Here is a 26657-nt window from a genome sequence, read left to right as displayed (position 1 = left end):
GTTCCTGCGCGCTCCTCTGCGCTTCTGTGCGCTAGTTCCGGCGCCGATGCCCGCTTAACGCCGCCTCGGGAACCACGGAGGGCATCAAGCTCTGTGCGGCGTCGTACAATTCCACGCAGCGGGTTGCGAAACGGCAGTGCGTTCGCCAGCGAGCGGTGTAAGACGCTCGTTGGCTGCATGCTGGCGTCATCTATATTGGTGAACGAGGCGGCGCGCGGCGAAGTTGGCTGCGTCGAGGGACATGGACCAAATCGAATGTGTCGTAATCGGCGCGGGCGTGGTCGGGCTCGCGGTAGCGCGCGCCCTCGCGACGCGCGGGCGGGAAGTGATCGTGCTGGAAGCGGCCGAGGCCATTGGCGTAGGCACGAGTTCGCGCAACAGTGAAGTGATTCACGCGGGCATCTACTATCCACGCGGTTCGCTCAAGGCAACGCTATGCGTGCGAGGACGCGAGATGCTCTACGACTACTGTGTCGAGCATAACGTGCCGCATTCGCGCTGCGGCAAACTGCTTGTGGCGACGTCGTCCAATCAGATTCCGCAGCTGGAAAGCATCATGCACAAAGGTCGCGAGAACGGCGTGCTTGACCTGATGCGTATTACCGGCGACCAGGCGCAGGCGCTCGAACCGGCGCTCGAATGCGTGGCGGCGGTCTTCTCGCCGCAGACCGGCATTGTGGACAGTCATCAGCTGATGCTTGCGTTGCAGGGCGACGCCGAGCGCGATGGCGCGGTGTTCGCGTTCCACTCGCCTGTGGAGGCAATCGAAGCGAGTAATGGCCGCTTCATCATCAAAGTGGGCGGTGACGCGCCGGCCACCATCAGTTCGGCTTGCGTGATCAACAGCGCCGGGCTGCACGCGAACGCGCTGGCCCGCAAGATCCGCGGACTCGACGCGCGGCACGTGCCGCCGCTTTATCTCGCGCGCGGCAACTACTTCGGTATCTCGGGGCGCGCACCGTTCAGCCGGCTGATTTATCCGATGCCCAACGAAGCGGGACTCGGCGTGCATCTGACAATCGATCTTGGTGGCCAGGCGCGCTTTGGTCCCGACGTGGAATGGGTCGATGCAATCAACTACGACGTCGATCCACGGCGCGCCGAATCGTTCTACGCGGCGATCCGCGCGTACTGGCCCGCGCTTCCCGACAATGCGTTGCAGCCCGCCTATGCGGGCATCCGTCCCAAGCTGTCGGGTCCGGGCGAGCCTGCCGCCGATTTCGTGATTCAGGGGCCCGCCGCGCATGGCGTGCGCGGACTGGTCAATCTGTTCGGCATCGAATCGCCGGGACTGACTGCTTCGCTCGCGATCGCGCAACGGGTCTGCGAGTTGAGCGTGCGCGCGTGACGAGGGCGGCTGCGTCTGCCGCCATGCTGCGTCAATTCGTACCGATTCGCTTATCTCTATCATTTGAGCCGTCACGTACGGCGGCTTCATTGCTATGCTTGGGGACCGCTGTCGATAGAACGGCGATCAGTTCAATATAAATGGAGTGAGTCCCCATGAAAGCTTCCCGTCGTACGTTTTTGATCACCAGTATCGGTGTTGCCTCATCGCTCGCGCTGTCCCGCCAGGCGCTCGCCGATGCGCCGAAGGTCGCCGAGAGCGATCCGACCGCGCAAGCGCTCGGCTACAAGGAAGACGCCAGCAAGGTCGACAAGGCGAAGTTCGCCAAATACGCGCCGGGCCAGGACTGCGGCAATTGCAGCTTCTATCAGGGCAAGGCGGCAGACCCATACGCGCCGTGCCCGATGTTCGCCGGCAAGCAGGTCGCGGCCAAGGGTTGGTGCAGCGCATATAACAAGAAGGCGTGAACGCGTGCCTCACATGTCGTGCTGACATGTGAAGTGAATAGCGCTGCAAATAATGCGGCGCACGTTCAATGACCTGTCACTTGGGCGTCTGCCGCCATGCGCGGCAGACGCCCTTTTTGTGGCTTCACCGCGCGGACGCAAATTGACGCTCACACAGAACATCACGGGACACTTTCCGGAGGTGCGATTTCCGCATGGCGTTGGCGCTCTTCACGCGGCTCACCCCAACGCCGGGCGCGTCAAAGCTGCTGAGCCCGAGTCGAATAGCAACTGCGTCACCTAGCTGCGCGCCTTGATAAGCGGCGGCCGTTTGTCGAACCAGGGACGCGCCGCTTCCAGTTGCGCGGCGAGGCGCAACAGCGTCGCTTCTCCACCGTCGCGCGCGGCGAACTGCACGCCCACCGGGAGCCCACGTGCATTCCAGTAAAGCGGTATCGACATAGCCGGCTGGCCGCTCAGATTGAACAACTCCGTGCAGCCTGCCCACGCAAATGCTTTATTCGACGCTTCGGCAAGCAGCTTCTTTAGCAGCGGCTCAAGCGGCATCGCGCTGACGGCGCGCATTTGCATGCGTTCGGTCGAAGTTGGCTGCATCTCGCCGATCTTGATTGGCGCGCTCGCAAGCGTCGCGCACAGAATCACGTCGTAACGCTGCAGCAGACCCGTCAAACGTTCGGTGATGCGGCGCTGTTCTTCGAGCGCAGCGGGCAAGCCGCGTTCACCGAGCTTGCGGCCCACGTGCGCCATCACCCACGTCGAGATTTCGAACTCGTCGCGCAGCGGTTTGCGCCCGGTGATGCGCTCGGCGTTCAGCACGAGATCTTCCGCGGTGACGGACCAGAGTGTGAGAAATGCGTGTCTGACAGCCGCGAAATCGATGCCAAGCGAAATCGGCTCGATGTTATGGCCAAGCGAACTTGCGAGTTGCGCGGCGTCATCCAGTGCGGCGCGCGCATCGGCGGAGAGGGACGGCGCGAGCATCGGCTCGGTGACGTAAGCGATGTTCAGCGGCTTGCACGGCTCGCGGCTCGCGCCGAGAAACGTACCGGGCGCGCCGAGCGGACGGTCGGCGTTACCCGCAAGAAGGTCGAGCAACACCGCGCTGTCGCGCACGCTGCGCGATACGCCGTGATCGATGCCGAGTTCGCCGGCCGTGACCGCAGCAGGCATGCGCGGCACGCGTCCGCGCGACGGCTTCAGTCCAAAGAGGCCGCAGCACGATGCAGGAATGCGGATTGAACCGCCGCCGTCCGACGCGTGCGCAAGCGGCACGATTCCGGCGGCGACTGCCGCTGCCGCCCCGCCGCTGGAGCCGCCCGGCGTATGGTCGAGATTCCACGGATTGCGGCATGCGCCAAACAGTTCGGGCTCCGTATAAGGCATCTGGCCCAGCTCGGAAGTGCTCGTCTTGCCGAAGATGTTCATCCCTGCGGCCTTGGCAAGCGCGACGACTGGCGCGTCGTCGCCGGGAATGAAATGACGGTAGTGGCGGCTGCCCATTGTCATGCGCAGTCCTGCAACGGGAGCGCCGAGATCCTTGATCAGATACGGCACACCGGCGAGCGCAGTCTGCGCGCTCGGCGTCGTTCCGTTGCTGCCGGTGTCTGCGGGATTCGCTCCGTTTGTCATGCTTGCGTCGTAACGCGACGCGCGTTCGCGGGCCGCGTCATAGTCCTTCAGCACGATCGCGTTGATCGCGGGATTGACCGCTTCGGTGCGCGAGATCGCTGTGTCGATCAGCTCGCGCGCGCTCGCTTCACGAGTTCGCACCAGTTCGGCGAGGCCGATGGCGTCATGGGCAAGATAGTCTGATAGCACGACGGAAGAGCCCTCGTTGCCGAATGTTGAATACCGGATATTCATGCGCGCCAGCGGCTGCGGCAAACAGGGCGCCGCGATATTCGAGCCGCTCATGAACGCGCACAAAAGAAGACGGCGCGCTGGCGACGCGCCGTTCTTGACAGGGTAGCCGACTTACGCGCAGACGTGAAAAGCCGCGCGTATCGTGCCGACTATTGGCTTGACTTAAGCACGCTCGCCGAGGAACGTCAGCGTGCGGCCATGTGCGAGCGCCGAAGCGCGCTGGTTATACGACGCACGGTCCCAGCAGTTGAAGCCGTGATCGGCATTCGGATAGATGTGGAATTCGGTATCCGTGCGACCCGCGAAGCGCTCCTGAATCTGTCCGACGGCCGACAGCGGAATGTGCTCGTCGAGTTCGCCGTAGTGAAACTGCATCGGCACCTTGATCTTTGCGGCTTCGTCGAGCTGGTTCTGGATGCCGCCGCCGTAATAGGCGACTGCGGCGTCCACGCTGCCTCGCGCCGCCGCCATATATGCAAGGCGTCCGCCGAAGCAGAAGCCGATGGCGGCGATCTTGCCGGTGACTTCGGGCATCGCGCGCAGTGCCGCGGCAGCGGCGCCGATGTCGTCGGCGGCCTCGTTCGCGTCGAGCTTTTGCATCAGTTCGATGCCCTTTGCGCGGTCGGCGCCTTCATACGTCAACTCGACGCGCGGCTGCACCCGCCAGAACACGTCCGGGGCGAGCGCGATATATCCGTCTTGCGCGTACTGATCGGCGACCGAACGAATATGGCTGTTCACGCCGAAAATTTCCTGGATGATGATGACGGCCGGTCCCTTGCCGCCTTTGGGCAACGCCAGATAGCCGCCGAACGTGTCGTTGCCGGCAGGGATGTCGATCCATCGGGAAGTGGTGCTCATGATGTTCTCCATAGTCGCGCGTTGCGCACGAGGTGAGTCTGCGGATTGAGTCCAGGTCAACGCAAGAGGCTCGAATGCCTGAAGCGGGCGGTCAGTTTGCCATCAAACGAAAGCCGCTGCAGTCAGGGGTCCGGCAGCCTTGCGCGCAGCCTTCGGGAGTTCGGGCGACGCGCCTTCGGAAGGCAATCTCGTAAGGCGATTGAAACGTTCTCGATAATTCATTTTTCCGTTGCGCGTGGTGCCGGTAGAGTCCACGGTAGTGGTTTGCCGTAATGAAGAGCGGGTCGCGCGAAGGAGAATCGATCATGGGTGAAGTCAATTTTGTGACGCCGTTTGCCGAGCGTTTTGAAATGCGGGTGCCGGTCGTCCAGGCGCCGATGGCGGGCGCGACCACGCCGGAGCTGGTGGCCGCAGTATCGAATATTGGCGGCCTGGGGACGCTGGCGGGCGCGGCGCTGTCGCCGGAGAAGATTGCAACCGATGTCGCGGCGATTCGCGCGCTCACCGATCGTCCGTTCGGCGTCAATCTGTTTGTACTGGAACCGGCCTCGCCGGACGACTCCACAGTGCGCCGCGCGCTCGAAGCAATCGACCCGGTGCGCGCGGATCTCGGCTTGCCGCCGGGCCGGCCGCTCGAACGCTATGCGCCCGATTTTCGCGCGCAACTCGAGGCGCTGATCGAGTCGCGCGTGCCGGTGGTCAGCTTCACTTTCGGGGTGCTGTCGAGCGAGGACGTCGCGCGGCTTCATGCCAACGGTCAATATGTAATCGGCACTGCGACGCACGTCGCCGAAGGTGTCGCGTGGCGTGACGCCGGCGCCGACGCAATCGCCGCGCAAGGATCGGAGGCAGGCGCGCATCGCGGTACGTTCATCGGCTCATTTGAAGAAGCGCTGGTCGGCACGATGGCGCTCGTACCGCAACTCGTCGATGCAACCGGGCTGCCGGTGCTGGCTGCAGGCGGCATCATGGACGGACGTGGGATCGTCGCCGCGCTTGCGCTCGGCGCACAAGCCGCCGTGATGGGCACCGCGTTTTTGACGAGCCGCGAGAGCGCGATACCGCAGGCATGGAAAGAGCGGCTGCGTTCGATCACGGACACATCGACTTCAGTGACGCGTGCAATCACAGGCCGGCATGCCCGCGGCATACGTAATCCGCTGATGCAGCGTTTGAGCGATACGCCGCAGAACATCGCGCCGTATCCGGTGCAGAACGCATTGACGCAAGAGTTGCGTCAAACAGCCGCCTGCGCGCAGAACGGCGACTATCTGTCGCTGTGGTCGGGGCAGGGCGCACCGTTGGGCCGTGCGCGACGCGAAGACTTCGGCGCTGCTGAACTGATGGAGCAACTCGAGCAGGAATGGCGTGCGGCAAGCGCGCGTATCGCGGCATTCGGGCGCTGATCGGCATGAGTCAGGCGTGCATCGCCCCCGCTTGCGATGCACGTCGTTTTCACAATCAAAAGCCGCTCGAAACTTATTCGAACCATTAACGGTTTAACCCGCTAAAAGCTTGAGGCCGGGTTCCTCAATGAACGCTTTACATAGCGGAAACCCGCATGGGCTGGAGTTCTCCGGCCCGCCATGCAAGCCGGAAACGGTCGCTGTTGGATAAACGCTATTAGTGTTCATCCCACTTCCTCAAAAAAGTCCCACAAATTAATTTGATAGCCTACACTTGCGCGCAAGTACGGGTCGCCGCCTGCCACAAACAGTCCGGCGAACGTGCTGGCCAAGTGCATGAACGATGCAACCGGCGTGGTCGTCCACGGGACTGAGCGACACGTGTAGGGGAAGCGGGGGCACAGGGCGATTACGTTGTTTTTGGGACCGAAACTGGAGACTTACATGAACATCAAGATTCAAAAGCTGTTGCCGATCAGCGCTGCGGCGATGCTGTTCGCGACGTTGGCAACATCGGCTGCGGCTGACACGGTCGTCAAGATCGGTCACGTTGCACCGTTGACTGGCGGTATCGCTCACCTGGGGAAAGACAACGAAAACGGCGCTCGCCTCGCGGTTGAAGAAATCAACGCGAAGGGCCTGACGATTGGCGGCCAGAAAATCACGCTGCAACTCGACGCACAAGACGACGCAGCCGACCCGCGTACTGCTACGCAGGTCGCGCAGAAGCTGGTCGACGATAAAGTCGTCGCAGTGGTCGGCCACCTGAACTCGGGCACGTCGATTCCGGCTTCGAAGATCTACAGCGATGCAGGCATCGTGCAGATCTCGCCGTCGGCAACGAACCCGGCCTACACGCAACAAGGTTTCAAGACGACGTACCGCGTCGTCGCAACCGATGCGCAACAAGGTCCGGCACTGGCTAACTACGCAGCCAAGGGTCTGAAAGTGAAGAGCGTCGCGATCGTCGACGACTCGACCGCTTATGGCCAGGGTCTCGCGAACGAATTCGAAAAGACCGCAAAGTCGCTGGGTCTGAACGTGATGTCGCATGACGCGACGAACGACAAGGCTGTGGACTTCCGCGCAATTCTGACGAAGATCAAGGGTGAGAATCCTGACGCCATCATGTACGGCGGTATGGACGCAACCGGCGGCCCGTTCGCGAAGCAAGCCAAGCAGCTCGGCCTGCGTGCGAAGGTGCTGGCAGGCGACGGCGTGTGTACCGACAAGCTGTCCGATCTGGCCGGCGACGCAACCGACAACATCGTCTGCTCGGAAGCCGGTATGGCGCTCGAGAAGATGGAAGGCGGCCCGGCGTTCCAGGCAAAGTATCTGAAGCGTTTCGGCCAGCCGATCCAGATTTACGCTCCGTTCACGTATGACGCGGTGTACATCATCGTCGACGCAATGAAGCGCGCTGGCTCGACCGATCCGGCGAAGATCCTGGCTGCAATGCCGAACACCGACTACAAGGGTGTGATCGGCCAGACGACCTTCGATTCGAAGGGCGACCTGAAGCACGGCGTGATCTCGCTGTACAACTACAAGTCGGGCAAGAAGACGCTGCTCGACGTGGTGAAGATGTAAGAGCGCATGTACGCGGGCAGCTTGCGCTGCCCGTGAACGCATGATTAAAAAAGGCACGCGTACCGTCAGGTCGCGTGCCTTTTCTTTTGATGCCGCGCGTTGTTGCTAGATTTTCAGGCGTCGCAGTACTTTCGGGCCCGCGAACGCAATCAACGCACAACACACGGCGACAACGGAAAGCCCGATCGACAGATTGGTCACCTGCGCGACTGCACCGATCACCACTGGCCCGAACAGCAGCCCGAAATACGCGAGCCCGGCGACGTGCGCGAGGCCTTCGGCTGCGTGAATGCCCTTTACGCTCGCCGCGGCCGCGAACAGCACTGGCATCATGTTGGCCAAGCCGAGGCCCATCAACGTGAAGCCGACTAGCGCGGCGACCGGCGTCGGCAGCAGGAGCGCGCCGATCATTCCTGCGAGCGCGAGCGTTGCGCTGCCCATTACTAGTTGCGGAGCGCCGAAGCGTGCGCGCACGGCGTCGCCGGCAAAACGGGCCGCCGCCATGCCGCCGGAAAACGCGGCATACGCAGCGCTCGCGAGCGCGGGCGTGGCGAGGACGACGTCGCGCATATAGACGGTCGCCCAGTCGTACATTGCGCCTTCTGCGATCAGCGCGACGAGCGCCATGGTGCCGAGCGCCCACAACGCCGGCGAGCGCCAACGGTTAGCGCGCGGCGTCGCGGAATCCGGATGATCGTCGTGCGGTACATGCGGTAACACTGCCGGACACGCGGCGATCAGCACCAGTGCGCTGACGGTGGCCGCCAACGCCAGATGCACGGCCGGCGCCATGCCGTGCGCGAGCAGCGCGCCGCCCGCCGCCGCACCGAACATCCCGCCGACGCTGAACATGCCGTGCAACGACGACATGATCGGCTTGCCCAACGCTTTCTCAACGGCGCTGGCCTCAGCGTTCATGGCGACATCGAGCGTGGCCATGCCCGCGCCGAACGTTGCCAGCACGATCAGCAAAAGCCAGTAATACGGCACCACCAGGATCAATGCGGCGCAGACCGCCATCACGAGGCCGCCGGTCAGGCAGGCGCGGCGTGTGCCGACACGGGCGATCCACGACGCATTGGCGGCCATCGCGCCGATCGAGCCGCCGGCGACGGCGAGAAGCGCCAGCGACAGCAATGCTGGACTAAGCTGGAAACGGTCGCGCACGGTTGGCACGTGCACACCCCACGACCCGTACACCATCCCGGCGATGAAAAACACTGCCATGGTCGCAATGCGGGCTCGCTGACGAACTGTGTAGGACAGGTCTCGGTGAGCGGCGGGGATGGCGGCGAAGTCGGGAGAGCGGTCGGACACGGAAGTCTCGTGGAGAAAGATGCTGGGAGAAAGCGCACTGAAAGCGAATTTCCGATTCTAACCAGGCACGCTGTCTTATGCTTGAAGCGCTCAAGACCATGAAAGATTGCGTCTGGAGGCGATCGGCGCCGACTGCAAGCGCTCGCGCCGGCGGCGGGCGATAGCTCTAGGCGTCCCCGCGCAACTGCGCTTTAAAGTCTCCGGCGAGAAGAGATCATTCAACAAGGAAAGCAATTGAACATTCCCGCACAAGCGCCATTGCACCTGCTGCATACCTCCGCCGTCGGTACCCTCGCGACGCACGCTCGCCAGCCGGAAGGTTTCCCTTATCCGTCCGTGCTGCCATTCGCGCCAGACGCGCGCCACCGGCCTACGATTCTGATAAGTCGGCTCGCCGAGCATACGCACAACCTGCATGCGGACCCGCGGGCCGGCTTTCTCGTCGTCGACGCGCCCGACGGCGACGTACTCAATGGTCAGCGCGTCACCTTGCTGGGAACGTTTGAACCGGTCGATCCGGCGCCGGAACTCGTCGCGCGCTATCTGCGCTATCACCCTGACGCGGAGCGCTACCTCGTTCTCGGCGACTTTACGTTCTGGACCATGACGCTCGACCGCCTGCGCTATATCGGCGGGTTCGGTGCGATGGGGTGGCTTGGCGGCGACGAACTGGACCCGCTGCCCGCGCTGGAATCCGATCAGGAAGAGGCTTTCATAGGTGAATTCACCGATGCGTTTTTTAACCGATCCGGTTATCAGCTCATCGGCGTGGACCGGTATGGCGCTGATTTAAGAAAAGACGGGCTTCGCAAACGTTTTCCATTCGACAGCGGAATGCCAGATCGGGAAACCTTGCACGCGGCGCTAGAAGATTGCATGAGGAGACAAACAGATTAGGCGTTTATTGCCGATTGCCAAAGACCTTATCGCAGAAAAGACGGCGGAAAAGTTCTATCGCAATATGTTACGTGGTCTCATATCAAAGCTTTCATGAAATGACATGTTCGGCCGTTGAAACGTATCTTAATTTTCATCTGCTGATAATTAATCCCATAATTACCGACACGACAAGGCCTTCCGCTGCAAAATGCGGACATAGCCAAATGAAAGGGAACACGTGGACACCGCGCCAAACGGAAAGTTTTTGAAACGAAGAAGTATTAGTTTCACGCCGATGCATTTGTAGTCTTTCTATTTTGTGTTAATCTCGCGTTCAAATTCCGAGGCATGAACACCTTCAAAGGGCAAGCTGGCTTAAGACTGGCAGTCGTTAATTCAAACCACAAGGGAACCTATGTCTTCCTACAAGGAACTACTCGCGCAGCGAGAGAAGCTTGAAAAGCAGATCGAAGAGGCTAAGTCGCGCGAATACGCGGAAGTGCTGAACGAAATCAAACAGAAAATGGCCGACTACGGCATCTCGCTTAGCGAACTGGGCGGCGGCCGGGCACCTAAAGGCGCCAAAGCCGCGCGTCCGCGCGCTGGCGTTGCACCGAAATATCGTGACCCGGAATCCGGCAGCACGTGGTCCGGACGCGGCAAACCGCCGCGGTGGATTGCCGGTCTCGATCGTGAGAAGTTTCTGATTCAAAAGTAATTCCCTCGGAATTACTCAGATGTAAATGGCTGCCCCATTAAATGTAATACGAATACGAGCCGGTCGCGCGAGCGCTGCTGCCTCGTCATGAAAGGTCGCGTGTTGTTCGGAACGCGACCTTTTCATTGTCGCGCCTAAACCATCCAAAGTTGCCGCACGCGCCTACTTCGCGTAATTGGAATGCGAATAGTTTTCGTTTTGATAAGCAGCTGATTTTTATGGATGTTTTTCGAGTCAACGCAGTTTAAGAAGGCCCGGCGGGTAGAATGTAGGCATTGAACTCCTGCTTTCTTCAAGATGCCCTCCGCCGCCGTTGAGTCCGCCGAGAAACACCGCGTCGCGCGCAAAAGTACGTTTGTCAGTATTGCGCTGAATGCCGTATTGATGGCGCTGCAAATCGCCATCGGCGTGTTCGCGCACTCACAGGCACTCGTGGCCGACGGCATCCATTCTCTTGCCGATCTGATTTCAGATTTTGTCGTGCTGTTTGCCAATCGGCACAGCGGCGCAAAGCCGGATGCGGATCACAATTACGGGCATAGCCGTTACGAAACGGTCGCTTCGTTATTTCTTGGCGCGCTGCTCATTGCAGTCGGCGTCGGCATGTTGTGGCGTGCCGGCACTCGCCTCGCCGATCTCGACAACATTCCGGCCGTTCATCTGAGCGCTCTGTTCGTGGCAGTGCTCGTGCTCTTTTCCAAAGAAGGACTGTTCCGCTACATGCTGCGCGAGGCGCAGCGCGTGCGCTCGGCCATGCTGATTGCGAACGCGTGGCATGCGCGCTCGGACGCGGCGTCGTCGCTGGTGGTCGCGCTCGGTATTCTCGGCAGTCTCGCCGGCGTGCGGTTGCTCGATCCCATCGCCGCCGCAATCGTCGGTTTCATGGTAGCGCGTATGGGCTGGATGTTCGGGTGGGACGCGCTGCAGGATCTGTCGGACCGCGCGCTGGACGAAGCCGCCACTGCCGACATGCGCGCACTGTTGCTGTCGACGCCGGGCGTGCGCGACGTCCACGAACTACGAACGCGAAAAATGGGCGACTTCGCGCTGGTCGACGCACATATTCTGGTCGATCCGCTGATCTCGGTGTCCGAAGGGCATTACATCGCAGAGAGTGCACGTTTGCGTGTGTTGAGCGACAACCGTGTGCTCGACGCGCTGATCCACGTCGATCCCGAGAACGATGCGGTCGCGCATCCGCCGGTCGGGTTGCCTTCGCGCGAGCGGATCGTTGCCGACGTGAACGCGGCATTGGCGACGGGCGGCCTCAAGGCCGCGGCGGTCAACATTCATTATCTGAGCACCGGGCTCGACGTCGAAGTCGTATTGCCCGCACAATCCTTGCGCCATGACAACAGCGAAAGCATGGGGGCGCTTGAACGTGTTGACCTCGCCGCGCTCAAGCGCCGCCTTGGCGCGCGCAAGCTCGATTTACTGCGCGAAGTCGACACGCCGTCGGCGCAAAGCGGTTCGCCGACGCAGGCCGGCGCGGGTGCGGATCGTCACAAGAGCACGGTCCCGCACGGCACCAGCTAAGGCGCGAGAGGATGCAACTCGACGCGACGCGTCGAATGCCGTTGCAAGCCTCGTTGAACGAGCCACCGCACGCAGCCGCACCGGTTTGTGCTGCAACTAAACAGCCCGCGGCTATCCAACACAGCGAACCTCAGCGCACGTCCGCGCATATCACAGCGGTAGTTGCGTATCGAATTTGATTTCGCGCAGCACGACGCTCGTGCGTACCTGAGCAACCGCTGGAATCTTGAAGATGCGTTCGTGAAGGAACGTGTCGTACGCCTTGATGTCCGGTGCGACGATCTTGAGGATGTAATCGGACTCGCCGGTGGTGCTGTAGCACTCGGTCACTTCCGGGCAAGTGGCGATTTCCCGCTCGAACTGTTCGACGCCGCCTTCGGTATGACGCGTGAGGTGAATGTGCGCGAGCGCGCACACGTGCAGTCCCAGCTTCTCGCGATCCAGCAGCGCCGTGTAGCGCTGGATCACGCCCGATTGCTCCATGTCCTTGATGCGCCGCCAGCAAGGCGTGCTCGACAGACCGACCTGGTCGGATATTTCTTGCACCGAGCGGCGTGCATCTAGCTGCAAAAGGCGCAGGATTTTCTGAGAGAACGTATCGAGTGTCAACTGCGCCTCCGTTGGCGTCGCCGTATCACCGCATGGTAGAGGGCGCGAAAACGAAACGCAATGCAAAACGGCCTGAGCGAGGGAGATTACCTAATTTGCCGGTTCCTCAGCGGGATTTTGTCCTGACGCGTCCCCTTCTACGCCGGCCGCCGAGCCTGCCGCCTGCATTGCGCGCAGATCCTTCAGCATGTTGCAGAAAAGCGCGCCCTGCTCGATAGCGTCGTCTAGCGCCACATGGGTATGCGGATGTTCGTCGAACCAGTGTTTCGGAAAGCGCGGCTTGATGTTCTTGCGATACGGCAAGCCGGTCATTGCGAACGCGAGTGTCTTGATGTCGAGCGCCGACCACGAGAACGGGCAACGGCCGACAAAGCGCATCATGTACCAGAACATGTAGGTGAAGTCGAAGCCGGCCGGCATCGCGACGAACACCGGTTTGCCGGGCAGCGCCTCGACCCAGTCGACATACGCCGCGAGCGCGGCCTCCGGACGCTGCAAGTCCTTTCGGCACGCTGCCCAGGCTTCCGGCTGCGTCTTCCACCACGCTTCTTGCACGGGATGCGGCGCGGCGCCTTCGAGCAACTCCAGATTCGCGGAGAACGTGGCGATGAGTTGCTTGTCTTCCGTATAGGCCGCCGACGCGAAGCTCAGCATCGAATGCGGACCGGGAATCGGACCGTCCGCTTCGACGTCGGTGCTGACATAGATTTCGCTGCTCATGCGACGACTCCGTCGGCAACATAGGGATTGCTGCGCCGCTCCGCGCCGAAAGTCGACGTCGGACCGTGGCCCGGGACAAAGGTGACGTCGTCGCCGAGCGGCCAGAGCTTTTCGCGAATCGAGCGCACCAGATCCGCATGATTGCCGCGCGGAAAATCCGTGCGGCCGATCGAACCCGCGAACAGCACGTCGCCGACCAGCGCTAGCCGATGCGCACGGCTAAAGAACACGACGTGGCCGGGCGTATGCCCGGGGCAGTGATAGACCTCGAGCGACTCGTCGCCGAATTGCACGGTGTCGCCATTGTCGAGCCAACGATCGGGCTCGAATGCATCGGCTGCCGGAAAGCCGAACCGCGTGCTTTGATCGGGCAGTTTGTCGAGCCAGAAGCGTTCGTCAGGATGCGGGCCTTCAATCGGCACTCCGTAATGCGTGGCAAGTGTCTTTGCACCTGCGCAGTGGTCGATGTGACCGTGCGTCAGGAAGACTTTCTCGACGCTCACGTTCTGGCGCGCGATCTCAGCCTGAATGACGTCCAGATCGCCGCCCGGATCGACGACGGCCGCGCGCCCGGTTGCCTCACAAACGAGCAACGAGCTGTTTTGCTGGAACGGCGTGACGGGGATCAAAGTGACTTTCATGATTGACGGCGCCGCGGGGAAAACGTTGATTGTACCGGCGTCTCGACGCGCCGCGCCGACGTTCGCCGGCGCCCGCGAATGCTTGCGGCGCAGCGTTTCGTCTGCTCATTCTTGCAGCAATGGTGAAGATTCATCAAGGTTTTCAGTCGCTTAGCAACACAGAATTCTGTTTTGGGTATAATGGACCCCATGCACGAGGAATCGTGCTGCCACAAGGCGATGCGTCCCTATCACAAATAGGAGCGCGGATCGCCACTCAAGTATGGGCTGTCGCGGTTTTGGACGGCCATCAGGTATCGAGCTTTCGATGCACACGTCTTGCCCAGCCAGGCGCCACGCGCCTGCTATGACTCTTACGGTCGTGACGCTGGGTGGGGCCTACGCCGCCGTTCCTGCACGCTGAGTCTCGCGCGCAAGAACGTGTTTGCCACGTTCGATGGCGGCATGTGGGGTCTGGTCAGGCTGCCGGGGACAGGTTGCGCCAGACGTGAAAATTAACCGTGCGGTAGCGGCTGAATGAGCCGCATCCGGGCTTTGACGTTCTGCGCTCGTCTGCGCGGCGCGTTGTCGTCCTTTGCCGCCGGAGTCGCAGGCAACACGCTCAACTACGCGTGATGCGGCTCGACAATTTGATTGCACGTCTTATGAAAACTCGGTTATCCCGTAGTCTGGGGACACTTTTTGCCTTTTTTGTGCTGGCCGGTTGCGCCACGCCGCCCGGCGTCGACAACAGTGTCGCAAGCGCCGTGCCGCTCCGCACAAAGAACACGCAAGCTGCGTCTTTCGGACCGCAAGCCTACGGCAGCGCGCCGGCGTCCGCCGATGCTGCCGCGCAAGGGCCATCGCTGGCCGATGCAAAGCCTCTTTCGGATGACGGTACCGGTGCTTCGGACTTTCATCAGACCGGACGCGCCTCCTGGTACGGCCGCGGCTTTCATGGCCGCCGCACCGCCAACGGCGAGCGTTACGACATGCACGCGCTGACCGCCGCGCATCGCACGTTGCCGCTCGGCTCGTATGTGCGAGTGACGAATCCCGCCACTTCGCGTTCCGTCGTCGTCCGGATCAACGACCGCGGCCCGTACGCTCGCGGCCGCGTGATCGATCTGTCGATGGCGGCAGCGAATGTTCTCGATATGCGCCACGCGGGCACCGCGCGCGTGAAAATCGAAGGTGTGACGCAGGACGAAGCGCGCCAGGCGCGTGACGAAACGCTGGCGTCCGATTCGGGTTCGATCGCGCAGAAGTAATAGGCGCAGGGCGCTGTTTGCGTCGGTCGGTATGGCGAACTACGTCCGCCTGCAGAAAAAAGAAGGGCCGCTCATGTATATGGGCGGCCCTTTTTGTTTGATCTTTGCTGCTGCGTGTCAGGCGCTGCCGTTTCTCTCAATCGTCTTCTTTCTTGAGCGCCAGTGCGCGCGTGTACAGCGCGTTGCGCGACGCGCCGGTGATCGACGCCGCGATCCTGGCCGCGCTGCTCACCGTCAACTCCTCCAGCAACATCTCGAGCAACGCGTCGTGATCGTGCTCGCCGGCCGTTTCCTGCTGCGCGCCTTCGACCACCAGTACGAACTCACCGCGTTGGCGGTTTGGATCGGCGGCGAGCCACGTTGGCGCTTCGGCCAGGGTGCCGCAATGCAAGGCTTCGTGTAACTTCGTCAGTTCTCGCGCGATGAGCAGCTTGCGCTCGCCGCCCCATGCATCGGCCAAAGCCTGCACTGTTTCTACGATGCGGTGCGGCGCTTCGTAAAAGACCATCGCGTGCGGATGCTGCGCGAGCGTTTGCAGCGCGGCGGCGCGGGCTTTAGGTTTCGGCGGAAGGAAGCCGAGGAACGAGAACGTCGAGACCCAATCCCCCGCCGCACTCAGCGCGGTGGCAAGTGCACTCGCGCCCGGCAGCGGAATCACTGCGAAGCCCGCTTCGCGAGCTGCGTCGACGAGCTTTGCGCCCGGATCGGAGATGCCGGGTGTGCCCGCGTCGGACACATAAGCGACGCGCTCGCCTGCTTGCAAATGCTCGACGATGCGTTGCGCGGCGGCTCGCTCGTTATGTTGATGAACCGCGATGAGCGGCTTCGAAATGCCATAGCGCGCGAGCAACTGACCGGTGTTGCGCGTGTCTTCCGCGGCGATGCGATCCACGAGTCCGAGCACATGCAGCGCGCGCAGCGTGATGTCGGCGACGTTGCCGATCGGCGTGGCCACCACATACAGCGCGGCGGCGGGGTACTGCTGTCCTTGCGCGAGTTCAGAGAGAGGAGTCATGAGGCAGAAAACGCAAACGGACGGAATGAGGCCGTCATTGTGCCACGCAGCGCCGCGCGTTCCGGCCGGCGAGAGGAATGCCGACGCGGCGACGAAGAAGCCGAACGCAAGCGTCGCCATAACGAACAACTTTTCCGGACAGGCGGGGTCCAAACTCGTCGGCGCGGCGTTCGAGTTGCGTGCGCAGGAGTTTTTGCAGCGTCAGCGTTTGCGGTTCGTGGCGCGCAATGTGTCTTGCCGCGGCGGGGAAATCGATCTCGTGATGCGCGAGCGCGACGGCGCGCTTGTATTCGTCGAAGTTCGTGCGCGCGCGGAACGCAAATATGGCGGCGCGGCTGCGAGCATCGGTTGGCAGAAGCGGCAACGAATCGTGCGCGCCGCGCAGCACTATCTTGCGACTCAGCGTTCGGATTCGCGGGATCAGCCTGCTTGCCGCTTCGACGTCATTGCGTTCGAAGCGGGGCGCCTCGTCTGGTTACGCGATGCTTTCCGCGCCGACGAAGTGTGACGCAATTGCGCGGAGAACATGGGTTAGTGCGATAAACTTGCGCTCGCGTGCGAGCTACGGGGCGAAATGGTGAGATTTCAGCGTGCTTCACAGCGCATTTTGCGAGGTGTCGAAACGCACACGGTTCGTTGCGCTCAAAGGTCGGTGGAGCGCTATTGCTTGCAGCAAGACTTCATTCATACAACTTCACAACACGGCCGCATGTCGCGGCTTACTCGCGGTAGAAGATAGAGACTCGATGTCAGTCGAACGCATTCAACAACACTTCCGCGATAGCGCGGCAGTCAAACTCGAAGCTTTGGAAACCTTGTCGATGCCGATTGCCGCAGCAATCGACACGATGTTTGCCGCGCTTGCCAATGGCAACCGTATTCTTGCGTGCGGCAATGGCGGTTCCGCGGCGGACGCGCAGCATTTTGCCGCTGAATTGATTGGCCGCTTTGAACGCGAGAGGCCTGGCTTGCCGGCCGTCGCACTTAGTACCGATACGTCGGTGCTCACCGCCATCGCTAACGATTATTCGTTCGAGCAGATTTACTCGAAGCAGGTGTGGGCATTGGGCCAGCCGGGCGATGTCCTGCTCGCGATCAGCACGTCGGGCAATTCCGCGAATGTGATTGCTGCAATCGAAGCCGCGCACGAGCGCGAGATGATTGTCGTCGCGTTGAGTGGAAAGGGCGGCGGACGCATGCAGGAAGTATTGAGCGATACCGACATCCACGTGTGCGTGCCGTCAGATCGCACCGCGCGCATCCAGGAAGTGCATTTGCTGACCATCCATTGTCTATGCGACGGCATCGATGCCATGTTGCTGGGCGAAGACTGAGATTGATCCGAAGGAGAGCTAGTTGATGAGCGTATTCCGCGTCAAGAAGACACTGGTGAGAACCGTGCTGGTGGTTGGGTTTGCGGCGGGGTTGTCCGCGACGTTGCAAGGTTGTTTTCTCGCCGTTGCGGGCGCGGCGGGCGGCGGCGCGTTGATGGCGACCGACCGGCGCACAATCGGCGCGCAGACCGAGGACCGCGAGATCCAGGTGAAGGCGCTTTCGCAGATCAGTCAGAATCTGCCGGATTCGGCGCACGTCAACGTGACGGTGTTCAACCGCCGCGTGCTGCTGACCGGCGAAGTGGCAGGGGATGCGTCCAAGCAGCGCGCCGAGAGTATCGTGCGTGGTTTGAACAACGTGAATACGATCGTCAACGAACTCACGATCATGCCGGCGAGTTCATTCTCCTCGCGCACGAACGACACGTATCTTGAGACGCGCGTGAAAACCGCGCTGATCGCCGAGAAGGATATTTCGGCGAACGATTTCAAGGTCGTCGCCGAGCGCGGTTCCGTGTATCTGATGGGCCTCGTCACGATGGACGAAGGCAATCGCGGCGCGGACGTCGCGAGCCGGGTGCCGGGCGTCACGCAGGTGGTGAAGGTATTCCAGTACATCCAGCCGCAAGAGGCAGCGGCGGCAAATGCGGCTGCGGCGACAGCGCCTGTTGCCGCGTCGCAGCCGGACGCTGCCGCGGCGACGGTTGGAACGATTCCTGACTCGTCGGTTAGCGCGAGGCCGCTCGAGCAGCAGGCGCCGGCACCGGTCACGAACTCGAACGCGGTGCATCCTGGCAATCCTAAGGCGCCGCAATGAAGCTCGGGGTTGTTGGCGTTGTTATCGCTTCTTTGATGTTCGGGGCGGCGAGCTTGGTTGTATCGACGGCCTACGCGGCCGATATGCCGAGCGGCCAGCGGGTCGCTAACGCCAATGCCTGCATGGGATGCCATGCCGTGGATCGCAAACTGGTCGGTCCGTCGTTCCAGCAGATCGCCGCCAGATACAAAGGCGACGCGCAGGCTCCTGCGAAGTTGGCGCGCAAGGTGAAGGACGGCGGCTCGGGTGTGTGGGGCATGATTCCGATGCCCGCGCATCAGTCGATGAGCGATACGGATATTCGCGCGGTGGTCGATTGGGTGCTTGCTGGGGCGCCTTCGAAGTGAGTTTTTGCCGGGTTGGCGGCTTGGCAAAACGGAAAATGCCTGTGCTAGAATAATTTGCACGTTGGGGGGGTAGCTCAGCTGGGAGAGCGTCGCGTTCGCAATGCGAAGGTCGAGGGTTCGATCCCCTTCCTCTCCACCAAGAGTATCAAAGGGTTACAGGTGATTGGCCTGTAACCCTTTTCTGTTTCTGCGGGCTGTGTAATTGCTGTGTAACTGGATTTGATCCGGCCCGGTCCATGTCGATCCATGTGTTGCTCTCCTCGCTGCTGGGCATCAGCATGTTGCCTGCTTCGTTTGATCTGGCGCTTCGGCCGGCGTAGTCGGCGAGCACGGTTGGCAACACTGGCGCACGATGGACAACGCGACGATCGCCGCTGCATGGCGGCTTTGCGCCCGGACTTGATTCTGATGTAAGTTTTGTTCGCGCCGTACCCCTTGTGCTCTCGCAGGCCGTTCGGTGACGGACTTCGTCGCGATAGAATTCTCGGAACGATCGGCGGGGGCATCCTCACGTGGGAAAAATGATCGACAACGGATCGCAAGAACGGAACGGGGAACCACACGGTGCAAACGAAGACGCCACGGGAACTGATCGACTTCAGTGTGAAGCTACACGAGACTTTCCGCCACTACCTCGACATGGAGAGCTGGACGCCCGTGATGGGCGCGCTGCTTCTCGCTGGCATTCATCCCCCGTCTGACTGCACAGAGATTCCGGCTGACGGCGGCATTGCTTTGGACGGCACGCCGATCCTGGGTGTTGCCAATAAACCCTTCTACGAGGCTGGCAAGATTCTGGAGCAGTGGAGAGACTGGTGCGAGGATCGGGACAACTACCCGACGCATGTGACGCCGCTGGAATTCATCGCGTGGTGCGTGGATGATCAGATCCAGGAGCGCTATGCAGGGCTATGTCGTTTCCAGTGGATCGATGTGTTCAAGGATATGGCAGGCTACCCGGGCAGCCACGTGCCGTTCGAGGTTGCGCTGTACGCAGCGAAGACGGCGCAGCCTCTGGAAGTGATTCTGAACAAGCTCAACGAAATCGACCGAAGGACACTCAAGGCGAGTCGCCGTGTCGCTGTCGTGTCCGTTTCGTCCGGCGATGCCGGTCAGCAAAAACTTACGGTCAACCCCCACCGGCAGCATCTGACGACCGAAGAGCTCGCGGCGGCGCTCGATGTCGAACCGCAGACAATACTGAAGGGGCGCTCGAAGAACGGTCACTATTGCGGCGTTAAAGCGACCAGGTTGCCGAATCGCCGGCTTGCCTGGCCGCTGGATGCGGTCGAGCGCATTACGAAGGCAAGCCCGACCGGCGAATCAGTTAATACCCATGCGTTGCGGCACGAGCTGTAAGTCGCCGGAAGACAATCGGGCGACGCTACGCCGACGACGCACATCTCTCTTTTTCATTCGCGACCAGCAGCAGTGCGGCACGGGGCGCGCTGTTGCCTTGCGCTGCCCTTGTTCGCCGTCATACGGCTCGATTGCTTGGAGAGGCTGGCGGCAGTGCAGTGCAACGTTTTCTAAGACTTCCGATATGAATGAGTCAAATTCGCCGGTTCCAGCCGCCCAGGGCAATATGCCCCCCGGCCCGCCGCCATATCCGCTCGAGGCCTTTCACCTTATTGTGAGCCGTGCTGCTGGAGAGGTGGTCCGCAATGTCCAGGGTCCGGATGCCATGGTTGGTGCTGCTTTCCTGACGGGATTGTCTGTGTCGTGCATGGGCCTGATTAGTGTCCGGCTCCCGACGGGGCAGGTGCGTCCGGTGTCGCTGAACAGCCTGGTAATTGCCGATTCCGGCGAGCGCAAGACAGCAACCGACAATCTCGTGATGGCGCCGGTGCACGAGCGCGACGCTCTGCACGCGAAGAAGTACGAGAATGACATTGTGGAATATCACGCAGAAAAGGCAGTCCATGATGCTGTTGAATCGGGCATCCGTGCTCGCCTCCGACGGACCATCTTGCAGGGCAAGCCCATCGAGCAGGTTCGTGAAGAGCTGGCCAGGCATCTCAAGGCGCAGCCCGTAAGGCCGCGTCTGCGGCGCCTGATCCGGCAGGACATGACAGGTCGCGCCATCATGGACGCGATTGAAGGCGATCGCGAGTTGATCGCGCTGCTAAGCAATGAAGGCGAGATCATTCTGCGTAGCGACGCGATGCGCCAAGTCGGCATGCTGAACATGATCTGGGACGCGGCGGCTGTCATCTCATTTGATCGCAGGACGGGGAGCACCGTCGCGTACAACGCACGAGGTACCGTGTCCTTCATGGTGCAGGAGGAGGTGCTGAAGGAGTATCTCGACCGCCGTGGGAAGGTGGTCCGTGGCTCGGGCCATTGGGCACGCTATCTGGTAGCGTGGCCGGCTTCAACGCAAGGTTACCGCTTCACGTCTTTCGACGATCCGGTGTGGGAGCATCTCCCCAAATTTCACGCGCGTATGGTCGAACTGATGGATGAATACCATCGTCGACGCGAGAACCAAAATCTTGAACCACAAGTACTGGAATTTGACGATGACGCACGCGAGAAATGGATAAGAGTGTCGAACGAGATAGAAGCCCAGTTGCAGCCGTTGCAGTACTTGAGCGATATCAAGGATTTCGCCTCAAAGTATATGGAAATCGTTGGACGTATTGCTGCGCTGTTCCATAAATTCTCGAGGCAGGAAGGCAAGATTTCGGTAGACACGCTGATCCGCGCTGGTCGAGTCGTCGAGTGGCACTTGCATGAGTTCAAGCGCGTCTTCTCATCGGCGCAATATGCAGTGCCGCAAGGTGTGCTCGATGCCGAGACACTCGAAGATTACCTTCATCGCGTGTATTGGATTAGAGGAATGACCGCTGCGCCAAAAAATGATGTTCTCAGGAGCGGGCCAGTTCGTCCGGTAAGTAGATTCAACGTTGCGTTAAATTACTTGAGCATTCAGGGTCGTGTGCGGGAATCTACTGGAGTGAATCGGCAGCGCTATATCGAGCTAAATCCAGAGTATTTTGGGCAAAAGTTAATTTATTCCGGGGTGTAATCGAGTTCGACGAATCCTTAGCAAAAAACAAATGGCTCGGCGGGGACGATGGTCCCCGTTGTTATTCCGGAATCAATTGCCTCTTTTCGGCCCAATTCGTGTCAACTCCGTGCAGGTAAGGTACGCGATGCTTACATCGATCTGGCACGACGGCGGGGCCGGCGGCCACTCGAACGCAAAGGCCTAGAGCCGCCTTGCGTGCACTAGGAAACGCATTTTGAGCCATGCGATTCACGCGATTCGTGCGACTAGCCGCATAAATCTCTCGAATCGTAGCTCATCTACGTTAGCTTCGAGATCGCTGTGAGGCTACCTATGCCACTCTCATCCTGATACGACAATGCCGAACAGTCGAGTACCCGAAGTCGGAGTGTGTCTGCTCGTCGCTTTGGAGATCGTGTTCAGTGGATCTGCGACAAATCTGGCCGCAAATGCTCGAGCTGATGAGCTAAGACGCCGCGACCTTCTTCGCGGAGGACGAACAGTTGCTTCGAATCAAACCGACGCCGGATTCACGGGGCGACGAAAGGCAGCCGCACAGCAAGCGACTAAGCGGGCTTGATCGTCATCGCAAGACGACGGGCCTCCTTGGGCAGCGCCAATCTCGTGACACGCGCCATGAGGGTGACGTCAACAACACTGATGCCGCCCCAATATGCCTCTTCCAGCCGGCCCGTGACGATCGGGTACGGCCACCGGTGCGGCTAGGAAGCGGCGCGGCGCTATATGCTGATTTGGTGCATAGCCTGCCGCTCGGCCTCGGATGCAGGTGATTGCCGTCGCCTCATGGTAATGTGCGCGCTTTCAATGGCGCATAGCTCGCGATGTCATTGTGCGAGCAATATTCAGGCAGTATCAGTGATTTTCCCTTCAAAGGAATTGTCGCAGCACACAACGAATTCTTTCTGTCCAGACGATAGGGCGCTCACGCCTGATAGTCTGTACAGAAGGAATTTGTGTTTCGAAGTAGATTTTTATCGTAACAGATACCTATCATATAGGTCGGGCGATGCAGTTGCATCACCTTCTCTCTCACGCACATTGCGTGAGGGGAACCTACGGAGGGGTTTGTGTGATAGTGAGCGAGCGGAGCGAAGCGATCTATTAAAGAGATTATAGTAGCCGTCAGGCGAATATAATCTCTTCCCTTCTTAACTGGCGAGGGGCATTTACAACCCCTCGCCAGCACTTTTTTAGAGTTTATAGCAACCGCAGGCTTCTGCCGGAGGTGGATATAAACTCGATCAACCGGGACTTGGCCGGAGGCCAATCCCGGGATACTTTCTTTAGAGAGGCGATCTGCGTGCCGATCCTGATGGGCACCGAGCCCGGCAGGGACAGGAATACGGGGACTTAATCCATGCCACGCAAACTGATTGTTTCGCAAGCAAGATATAGCATCCGACTTACGAAGGTGACGACAATGCTGTCTTCACCTAGCAGTATCACGCACCGAGCAATATTACCTGGACACGGTGTCAGAGAGGATGTCCCGGCGACGCGGTGGATTGCAGTGTTTTGACACAGGCCACGATGCTCACCGGTTACGTCAGTCAGTACTTTGCGAAGGATCGCGCCCAGATCGTGGGGATCAAGCCGGCGGCGAGATTGCGCACCCTGACGATGGGTCATCGGTGGATCGAGTCGATGCACTGTGAATTCTATCTGGATTTATTTTGGATTCGTGCAGATGCGAAGTGTATGCAAATAGCATTGTATTGGGTTCGTAAGGCAGGTGCTATTGCTAACCTTTGTGTGTCCGGATCTGTCAATGCCCATAGTCGATATCACCGCGCGTCTTGAAATGTTCGAGGGGCGTGTGGAGCCGAAGTCCGAGATGGATCAGCTACGCGCAGCCTTTTACCGCCTGCAGTGCCTGTTTGTTGCCCCGCACAGCCAGCGTCAGGTCTGGGAGGATCTCGAGAAGGCGGGGCTTCAGATGGGTTTCGACGGATTTAAAACGGCGCTTCAACGAATAGGGCTTGAGCGTGAAGGCGTCAAAAAGGATTCACGAAAGATGGAAGGGGCGAGCGAGACTTCAGCCTGTGTGCACTGTTGGGAGAGAATCGGCGGCAAAGGAGCAGACGGTGGCTCAGCTGTGGAGCCGTCTACCGATGTGAGTGAGCCGGGTCAAAGGATGGGCAGCAGCTTCGGCCGAAGGCTTGCAGACGGCAGCTTAGACAGGGGGCTGATGGGTGGTAACGGTCGCTCGAGCCCCAGTAGCAACTAGGGCGTGGCGATGCCGCCAGGCGTATCGTTCATGCTTTGAGTACTGACGGCGTACAGCAACCGCCGACTAACCGACCCGCGATCGCGCTGGGCGACGCCGGTCAGAGTCGTTCGATGCTGCCGGCCGTCTGCAGCAATTGCGTTCAGTCGAGTCCCGCGCGCTTCAGTCCGGCAGACAGATACTTCGACAGCGGTTTTCCGCTGAGAGAAGTGATTGTGTGATTGCGTTCGCCTGCGTCATCCAGGCGGTGACGGGCATCGTCTAGCAATTCCTGAAATGTCTCCGCGGACCATGGGTTTTCTGCGCCGTACGTTGTGAGCGCCATTACTATCGCTAGATCCTGATCGTCGAGGCCGCTCAGCAGATCAGTAATTTGACTGAGCTCGCCGAAGCGAACGTTTCGCATCGCGACGCTATCGGATGAGAAGTGAATGCTGCTGATGATTCCGTCCGCGCCAGGTACTTGGCGCGGAGCATCGGCTTCAATCAGCGCATCAATTACACGGCGGAGGTTTGTAGTTAAGTTCATGCGTCGGTCCAAGTCATTTTTCCGGGCGACGCATTTGGGCGCGAAAGGGGAGGTTTCAAGAGGCGAGATAGATCACGGCCGGGGCGGAACGCCCCGGCCATCTCGTTGCTCACAAAAGCGCATGATTTGCGTCGAGTAACTGGCTATGTGGACCTGAGGCGAGACCGCACACCGGAAGCTCTGCCGAGCGTTACGACATTGTCTGGCAGTATCGGCAAGGAGCCGGCGGCGAATCGTGCAGAGAGGAGTTCGTCAAGCAGCTCAACCTGAACTTTCATCTCGTGTGCCAACACCGCGCGCGAGATGCCGAACGCTTCGCGCAGGACCTGCATACTGTCCGCGATCAGCTCAGGGACTTCGAGCGGGATCTGTCCATCTTCGTCTTCGCCTCGTGCCTCTCCGCGCCGGTTCAAGCTGATAACACCGGTCCGGTACTGCTCTTCGGAGAACACCCCGAGCTGTCGCCCTCTGTACAGCGTGGCCGCCTTGGAGACGCCCCACCTCAGTTTAATGTCGGATAGCGCCGTCCAGTTAAGGCGCGAGCCACGTAACGCCGAGCGGCATTCAGCGGCGAAGTAACGCCTCGGCATGAGAAAGGCGCTCGCGAACCGGTTCGCCTGCGACTCCGTAAGCTTATCGCCGGTCTGTACGCCAATGTGCAGGCAAAAGTGCCCCATCTCGTGCGCGATGCCAAAACGGGTCCGGCATGCCGAGCGACCGTCTGGATTGATCGCGATCACCGGGCGTCGTGTCGCGAACGAGATGGCGTCAATCTCCGCCGCCAACCCGTTGACCGGCATGACGACGGCCCCGGCGTTCTCAGCGATGCGCGTCATGTTCTGTATCGGGCCAAGGCCGAGATCCCAATGTTCGCGGGCTCGCTCCGCAGCCTGCTCAATCGCTTCAGCACTCGACGCATCGCCTTCGTCGAAGTCGTATTTCGGCAAGGCTAGATGCTCGTCCATGACGTTGACCATGCGCTTCAAAAGCTCGCCCCTCGCCCGCGCGATCTGATGCAATGCAACTTTTGTCGTCAGTTGCTTTCGGAAGTGGCATTGCTCGTCTGCAATCGGCATCGGGTCCGGTTCGGTAAAGAAGTCCGGCAGGACAGCTAGCTTATCGCAAAGGCTCGTGACGAGCGCCGACGTGGGTATGTCGACACCCGACTCGATGCGGCTGAGAAACTGTTTGGAGCGCCCAATTTGCTCACCGAGCTCCTGTAGCGACATGCCATGGAAGAGCCGGGCGGTGCGCAGGTTCGATCCGATAAACCTCATCGTGCTTCGGGCGTCGCGGCCTCGCCAGATTCAGGACGTTTGGGCTCGACGCGCGCTTTGCCGACATCTTTAGCCGGTGGCGTCTTGGCGGCGACGAGATGGATGGACTTGGCGCCGTCAGACACCCACCTGCACTTCACGGTTCTCGCTACGTCTTCTCCGACAAATACGACGCGGGGGTCGTCCGCCTCGGCGTATCCGCCGTCCAGGATGAAGCAGAATTTGCATGGTACGCCGCTTTCCACTTCGTCGAAGAAGCCCTGTTGCATCGGCGTCGCGTCGAGGACTGCCGGCTTGGTGGGGTTCGCCGGATCGTCGGCGGCAAAACGGCAAGGGATACCGTCAATCGTAAAGACTAGGTCATTGCCGGCATGGAGTAGTTGCAACCATTCATACTGGCCCGACAGTGCGACGGACTTGAGCCGGTTACGTTGGCGGCCAAAGCGCGTGCAGCCACGCGTATACCCGTCGTCGAATTCACTCTGCAGCGCCGTCGCAGTGGAGAAGTGTTCCGAAATCAGGATGTCTGCGACGACCGCTAAACGATCGGAGCTGAGGGAAGGGTGGAAAACTTCGGGGAGAGGCAGATTCATCGGGCCGCCGTTAGAGGAATGTGCAGATTGGGGAAAACGTCAACCGGATTTTTGTGCAAAATCCGCAATTCGTCAACTGAAATCTTTTGGGTTCTCGTCGACGGCTTTTTGTGCTGAATACCAAAAAGGGGCTCCGGCCGCACTTGCGGTCAAAGGACCGACCACAGTCGATCGAAGGGGGCGAGAACTGACCTGGCGTGTGCTTCCTTGCCCGGTGAAACTAAAGAGACCGGTTGCAAGACTAGGCCGACCGGTCGGAAACCCTGCGCGAATTGCGTC

At 60.4% G+C, this 26657-nt stretch carries 25 protein-coding genes and 1 tRNA gene; 16 read left to right on the top strand and 10 right to left on the bottom strand.

Annotated features, from left to right (window positions below):
* Positions 1-241 precede the first annotated feature (241 nt).
* Both J2W46_RS17560 and J2W46_RS17555 read left to right on the top strand, forming a co-directional pair.
* Entirely contained in the window at positions 242-1348 is a 1107-nt protein-coding gene (locus tag J2W46_RS17560; protein WP_310355304.1) for an NAD(P)/FAD-dependent oxidoreductase, read from the top strand.
* Between the two features lie 155 nt (positions 1349-1503).
* Positions 1504-1815 carry a high-potential iron-sulfur protein gene (locus tag J2W46_RS17555; protein WP_020067203.1) on the top strand — a complete coding sequence of 104 codons (312 nt, stop codon included), beginning with the start codon at positions 1504-1506 and terminating at the stop codon, positions 1813-1815.
* A 279-nt stretch (positions 1816-2094) separates the two neighbouring features.
* On the opposite strand, the gene J2W46_RS17550 is transcribed toward J2W46_RS17555, so the two are convergent.
* Entirely contained in the window at positions 2095-3633 is a 1539-nt protein-coding gene (locus tag J2W46_RS17550) for an amidase (protein ID WP_310355567.1), read from the bottom strand.
* A gap of 207 nt (positions 3634-3840) precedes the next feature.
* Positions 3841-4539: a dienelactone hydrolase family protein gene (locus J2W46_RS17545; protein WP_087751730.1), complete on the bottom strand. Its 699-nt coding sequence runs from the start codon at positions 4537-4539 to the stop codon at positions 3841-3843.
* A gap of 305 nt (positions 4540-4844) precedes the next feature.
* Here J2W46_RS17545 and J2W46_RS17540 point away from each other — a divergent pair, with 305 nt between their 5' ends.
* Both J2W46_RS17540 and J2W46_RS17535 read left to right on the top strand, forming a co-directional pair.
* The gene (locus tag J2W46_RS17540; RefSeq protein ID WP_310355303.1) at positions 4845-5945 is read left to right on the top strand and encodes an NAD(P)H-dependent flavin oxidoreductase; all 1101 of its coding nucleotides are present in this window, start codon (positions 4845-4847) and stop codon (positions 5943-5945) included.
* 444 nt (positions 5946-6389) lie between these two features.
* The gene (locus J2W46_RS17535) at positions 6390-7535 is read left to right on the top strand and encodes a branched-chain amino acid ABC transporter substrate-binding protein (RefSeq protein WP_020067198.1); all 1146 of its coding nucleotides are present in this window, start codon (positions 6390-6392) and stop codon (positions 7533-7535) included.
* Positions 7536-7640: 105 nt separating this feature from the next.
* Here the strand turns inward: J2W46_RS17535 and J2W46_RS17530 are convergent, their stop codons facing one another.
* Positions 7641-8852, bottom strand: coding sequence for an MFS transporter (locus J2W46_RS17530; RefSeq protein WP_027804492.1), 1212 nt, complete (start codon positions 8850-8852; stop codon positions 7641-7643).
* 234 nt (positions 8853-9086) lie between these two features.
* Between J2W46_RS17530 and J2W46_RS17525 the strand changes: the two genes are divergently transcribed.
* From J2W46_RS17525 to J2W46_RS17515, 3 genes are all read left to right on the top strand, one after another.
* Positions 9087-9749 carry a HugZ family pyridoxamine 5'-phosphate oxidase gene (locus tag J2W46_RS17525; RefSeq protein ID WP_310355302.1) on the top strand — a complete coding sequence of 221 codons (663 nt, stop codon included), beginning with the start codon at positions 9087-9089 and terminating at the stop codon, positions 9747-9749.
* Positions 9750-10146: 397 nt separating this feature from the next.
* Positions 10147-10449, top strand: a complete 303-nt coding sequence (locus tag J2W46_RS17520) for an H-NS histone family protein (RefSeq protein WP_020067195.1) — start codon at positions 10147-10149, stop codon at positions 10447-10449.
* Positions 10450-10746: 297 nt separating this feature from the next.
* The gene (locus J2W46_RS17515; RefSeq protein WP_310355301.1) at positions 10747-11985 is read left to right on the top strand and encodes a cation diffusion facilitator family transporter; all 1239 of its coding nucleotides are present in this window, start codon (positions 10747-10749) and stop codon (positions 11983-11985) included.
* A 150-nt stretch (positions 11986-12135) separates the two neighbouring features.
* Here the strand turns inward: J2W46_RS17515 and J2W46_RS17510 are convergent, their stop codons facing one another.
* From J2W46_RS17510 to J2W46_RS17500, 3 genes are all read right to left on the bottom strand, one after another.
* The gene (locus tag J2W46_RS17510) at positions 12136-12594 is read right to left on the bottom strand and encodes an Lrp/AsnC family transcriptional regulator (protein ID WP_006050474.1); all 459 of its coding nucleotides are present in this window, start codon (positions 12592-12594) and stop codon (positions 12136-12138) included.
* Between the two features lie 90 nt (positions 12595-12684).
* Entirely contained in the window at positions 12685-13314 is a 630-nt protein-coding gene (locus J2W46_RS17505; RefSeq protein ID WP_020067193.1) for a 3'-5' exonuclease family protein, read from the bottom strand.
* On the bottom strand, positions 13311-13955 hold the full coding sequence (locus J2W46_RS17500; RefSeq protein WP_310355300.1) for an MBL fold metallo-hydrolase: 645 nt from the start codon (positions 13953-13955) through the stop codon (positions 13311-13313). Before J2W46_RS17500 ends, J2W46_RS17505 begins: the two co-directional genes overlap by 4 nt.
* Before the next feature lie 644 nt (positions 13956-14599).
* Between J2W46_RS17500 and J2W46_RS17495 the strand changes: the two genes are divergently transcribed.
* The gene (locus J2W46_RS17495; RefSeq protein WP_374726843.1) at positions 14600-15205 is read left to right on the top strand and encodes a septal ring lytic transglycosylase RlpA family protein; all 606 of its coding nucleotides are present in this window, start codon (positions 14600-14602) and stop codon (positions 15203-15205) included.
* A gap of 136 nt (positions 15206-15341) precedes the next feature.
* Here J2W46_RS17495 and rsmI read toward each other — a convergent pair whose 3' ends face one another.
* Positions 15342-16220, bottom strand: coding sequence for a 16S rRNA (cytidine(1402)-2'-O)-methyltransferase (rsmI, locus tag J2W46_RS17490; protein ID WP_020067189.1), 879 nt, complete (start codon positions 16218-16220; stop codon positions 15342-15344).
* Between rsmI and J2W46_RS17485 the strand changes: the two genes are divergently transcribed.
* The 8 genes from J2W46_RS17485 (at position 16219) to J2W46_RS17450 (ending at position 23979) form a co-directional block, all read left to right on the top strand.
* The gene (locus J2W46_RS17485) at positions 16219-16728 is read left to right on the top strand and encodes a YraN family protein (RefSeq protein ID WP_310355298.1); all 510 of its coding nucleotides are present in this window, start codon (positions 16219-16221) and stop codon (positions 16726-16728) included. The genes rsmI and J2W46_RS17485 overlap by 2 nt on opposite strands.
* Positions 16729-16966: 238 nt before the next feature.
* Entirely contained in the window at positions 16967-17554 is a 588-nt protein-coding gene (locus J2W46_RS17480; protein WP_020067187.1) for a phosphoheptose isomerase, read from the top strand.
* Positions 17555-17579: 25 nt separating this feature from the next.
* Complete coding sequence (locus tag J2W46_RS17475) at positions 17580-18371, top strand: BON domain-containing protein (protein WP_087751703.1); 792 nt, start codon at positions 17580-17582, stop codon at positions 18369-18371.
* Positions 18368-18718 carry a c-type cytochrome gene (locus J2W46_RS17470; RefSeq protein ID WP_310355297.1) on the top strand — a complete coding sequence of 117 codons (351 nt, stop codon included), beginning with the start codon at positions 18368-18370 and terminating at the stop codon, positions 18716-18718. Before J2W46_RS17475 ends, J2W46_RS17470 begins: the two co-directional genes overlap by 4 nt.
* A gap of 63 nt (positions 18719-18781) precedes the next feature.
* Positions 18782-18857: transfer RNA gene (locus J2W46_RS17465), tRNA-Ala, on the top strand.
* Between the two features lie 521 nt (positions 18858-19378).
* A complete protein-coding gene (locus J2W46_RS17460; protein ID WP_310355296.1) occupies positions 19379-20077 on the top strand; it encodes a hypothetical protein in 699 nt (232 codons plus the stop codon).
* Between the two features lie 184 nt (positions 20078-20261).
* Positions 20262-21749: a YfjI family protein gene (locus J2W46_RS17455; RefSeq protein WP_310355295.1), complete on the top strand. Its 1488-nt coding sequence runs from the start codon at positions 20262-20264 to the stop codon at positions 21747-21749.
* A 1771-nt stretch (positions 21750-23520) separates the two neighbouring features.
* The gene (locus tag J2W46_RS17450; RefSeq protein WP_310355294.1) at positions 23521-23979 is read left to right on the top strand and encodes a hypothetical protein; all 459 of its coding nucleotides are present in this window, start codon (positions 23521-23523) and stop codon (positions 23977-23979) included.
* Positions 23980-24121: 142 nt separating this feature from the next.
* On the opposite strand, the gene J2W46_RS17445 is transcribed toward J2W46_RS17450, so the two are convergent.
* The 3 genes from J2W46_RS17445 to J2W46_RS17435 form a co-directional block, all read right to left on the bottom strand.
* A complete protein-coding gene (locus tag J2W46_RS17445) occupies positions 24122-24508 on the bottom strand; it encodes a hypothetical protein (protein WP_310355293.1) in 387 nt (128 codons plus the stop codon).
* Positions 24509-24651: 143 nt separating this feature from the next.
* A complete protein-coding gene (locus tag J2W46_RS17440; protein WP_310355292.1) occupies positions 24652-25785 on the bottom strand; it encodes a helix-turn-helix domain-containing protein in 1134 nt (377 codons plus the stop codon).
* Positions 25782-26378 carry a hypothetical protein gene (locus tag J2W46_RS17435; protein ID WP_310355291.1) on the bottom strand — a complete coding sequence of 199 codons (597 nt, stop codon included), beginning with the start codon at positions 26376-26378 and terminating at the stop codon, positions 25782-25784. The genes J2W46_RS17440 and J2W46_RS17435 overlap by 4 nt, the downstream gene beginning before the upstream one ends.
* Between the last annotated feature and the right edge of the window lie 279 nt (positions 26379-26657).

The organism is Paraburkholderia strydomiana (assembly GCF_031456815.1).
Lineage (GTDB): Bacteria > Pseudomonadota > Gammaproteobacteria > Burkholderiales > Burkholderiaceae > Paraburkholderia > Paraburkholderia caledonica.
The sequence above is the reverse complement of the archived record's forward strand: the minus strand, read 5'-3'. Positions and strand labels throughout refer to the sequence as shown.

What these genes read in the sequence shown, in the direction of transcription:
- J2W46_RS17460 (WP_310355296.1), top strand. Translation starts at nt 19,379, where the DNA reads ATGGGCGCGCTGCTTCTCGCTGGCATTCATCCCCCGTCTGACTGCACA.
- J2W46_RS17470 (WP_310355297.1), top strand. Translation starts at nt 18,368, where the DNA reads ATGAAGCTCGGGGTTGTTGGCGTTGTTATCGCTTCTTTGATGTTCGGG.
- J2W46_RS17545 (WP_087751730.1), bottom strand. Translation starts at nt 4,539, where the DNA reads ATGAGCACCACTTCCCGATGGATCGACATCCCTGCCGGCAACGACACG.
- J2W46_RS17495 (WP_374726843.1), top strand. Translation starts at nt 14,600, where the DNA reads ATGAAAACTCGGTTATCCCGTAGTCTGGGGACACTTTTTGCCTTTTTT.
- J2W46_RS17440 (WP_310355292.1), bottom strand. Translation starts at nt 25,785, where the DNA reads ATGAGGTTTATCGGATCGAACCTGCGCACCGCCCGGCTCTTCCATGGC.
- J2W46_RS17555 (WP_020067203.1), top strand. Translation starts at nt 1,504, where the DNA reads ATGAAAGCTTCCCGTCGTACGTTTTTGATCACCAGTATCGGTGTTGCC.
- J2W46_RS17455 (WP_310355295.1), top strand. Translation starts at nt 20,262, where the DNA reads ATGAATGAGTCAAATTCGCCGGTTCCAGCCGCCCAGGGCAATATGCCC.
- J2W46_RS17445 (WP_310355293.1), bottom strand. Translation starts at nt 24,508, where the DNA reads ATGAACTTAACTACAAACCTCCGCCGTGTAATTGATGCGCTGATTGAA.
- J2W46_RS17560 (WP_310355304.1), top strand. Translation starts at nt 242, where the DNA reads ATGGACCAAATCGAATGTGTCGTAATCGGCGCGGGCGTGGTCGGGCTC.
- J2W46_RS17450 (WP_310355294.1), top strand. Translation starts at nt 23,521, where the DNA reads ATGCCCATAGTCGATATCACCGCGCGTCTTGAAATGTTCGAGGGGCGT.
- J2W46_RS17515 (WP_310355301.1), top strand. Translation starts at nt 10,747, where the DNA reads ATGCCCTCCGCCGCCGTTGAGTCCGCCGAGAAACACCGCGTCGCGCGC.
- J2W46_RS17480 (WP_020067187.1), top strand. Translation starts at nt 16,967, where the DNA reads ATGTCAGTCGAACGCATTCAACAACACTTCCGCGATAGCGCGGCAGTC.
- J2W46_RS17505 (WP_020067193.1), bottom strand. Translation starts at nt 13,314, where the DNA reads ATGAGCAGCGAAATCTATGTCAGCACCGACGTCGAAGCGGACGGTCCG.
- J2W46_RS17475 (WP_087751703.1), top strand. Translation starts at nt 17,580, where the DNA reads ATGAGCGTATTCCGCGTCAAGAAGACACTGGTGAGAACCGTGCTGGTG.
- J2W46_RS17520 (WP_020067195.1), top strand. Translation starts at nt 10,147, where the DNA reads ATGTCTTCCTACAAGGAACTACTCGCGCAGCGAGAGAAGCTTGAAAAG.
- rsmI (WP_020067189.1), bottom strand. Translation starts at nt 16,220, where the DNA reads ATGACTCCTCTCTCTGAACTCGCGCAAGGACAGCAGTACCCCGCCGCC.
- J2W46_RS17540 (WP_310355303.1), top strand. Translation starts at nt 4,845, where the DNA reads ATGGGTGAAGTCAATTTTGTGACGCCGTTTGCCGAGCGTTTTGAAATG.
- J2W46_RS17435 (WP_310355291.1), bottom strand. Translation starts at nt 26,378, where the DNA reads ATGAATCTGCCTCTCCCCGAAGTTTTCCACCCTTCCCTCAGCTCCGAT.
- J2W46_RS17500 (WP_310355300.1), bottom strand. Translation starts at nt 13,955, where the DNA reads ATGAAAGTCACTTTGATCCCCGTCACGCCGTTCCAGCAAAACAGCTCG.
- J2W46_RS17535 (WP_020067198.1), top strand. Translation starts at nt 6,390, where the DNA reads ATGAACATCAAGATTCAAAAGCTGTTGCCGATCAGCGCTGCGGCGATG.
- J2W46_RS17485 (WP_310355298.1), top strand. Translation starts at nt 16,219, where the DNA reads ATGAGGCAGAAAACGCAAACGGACGGAATGAGGCCGTCATTGTGCCAC.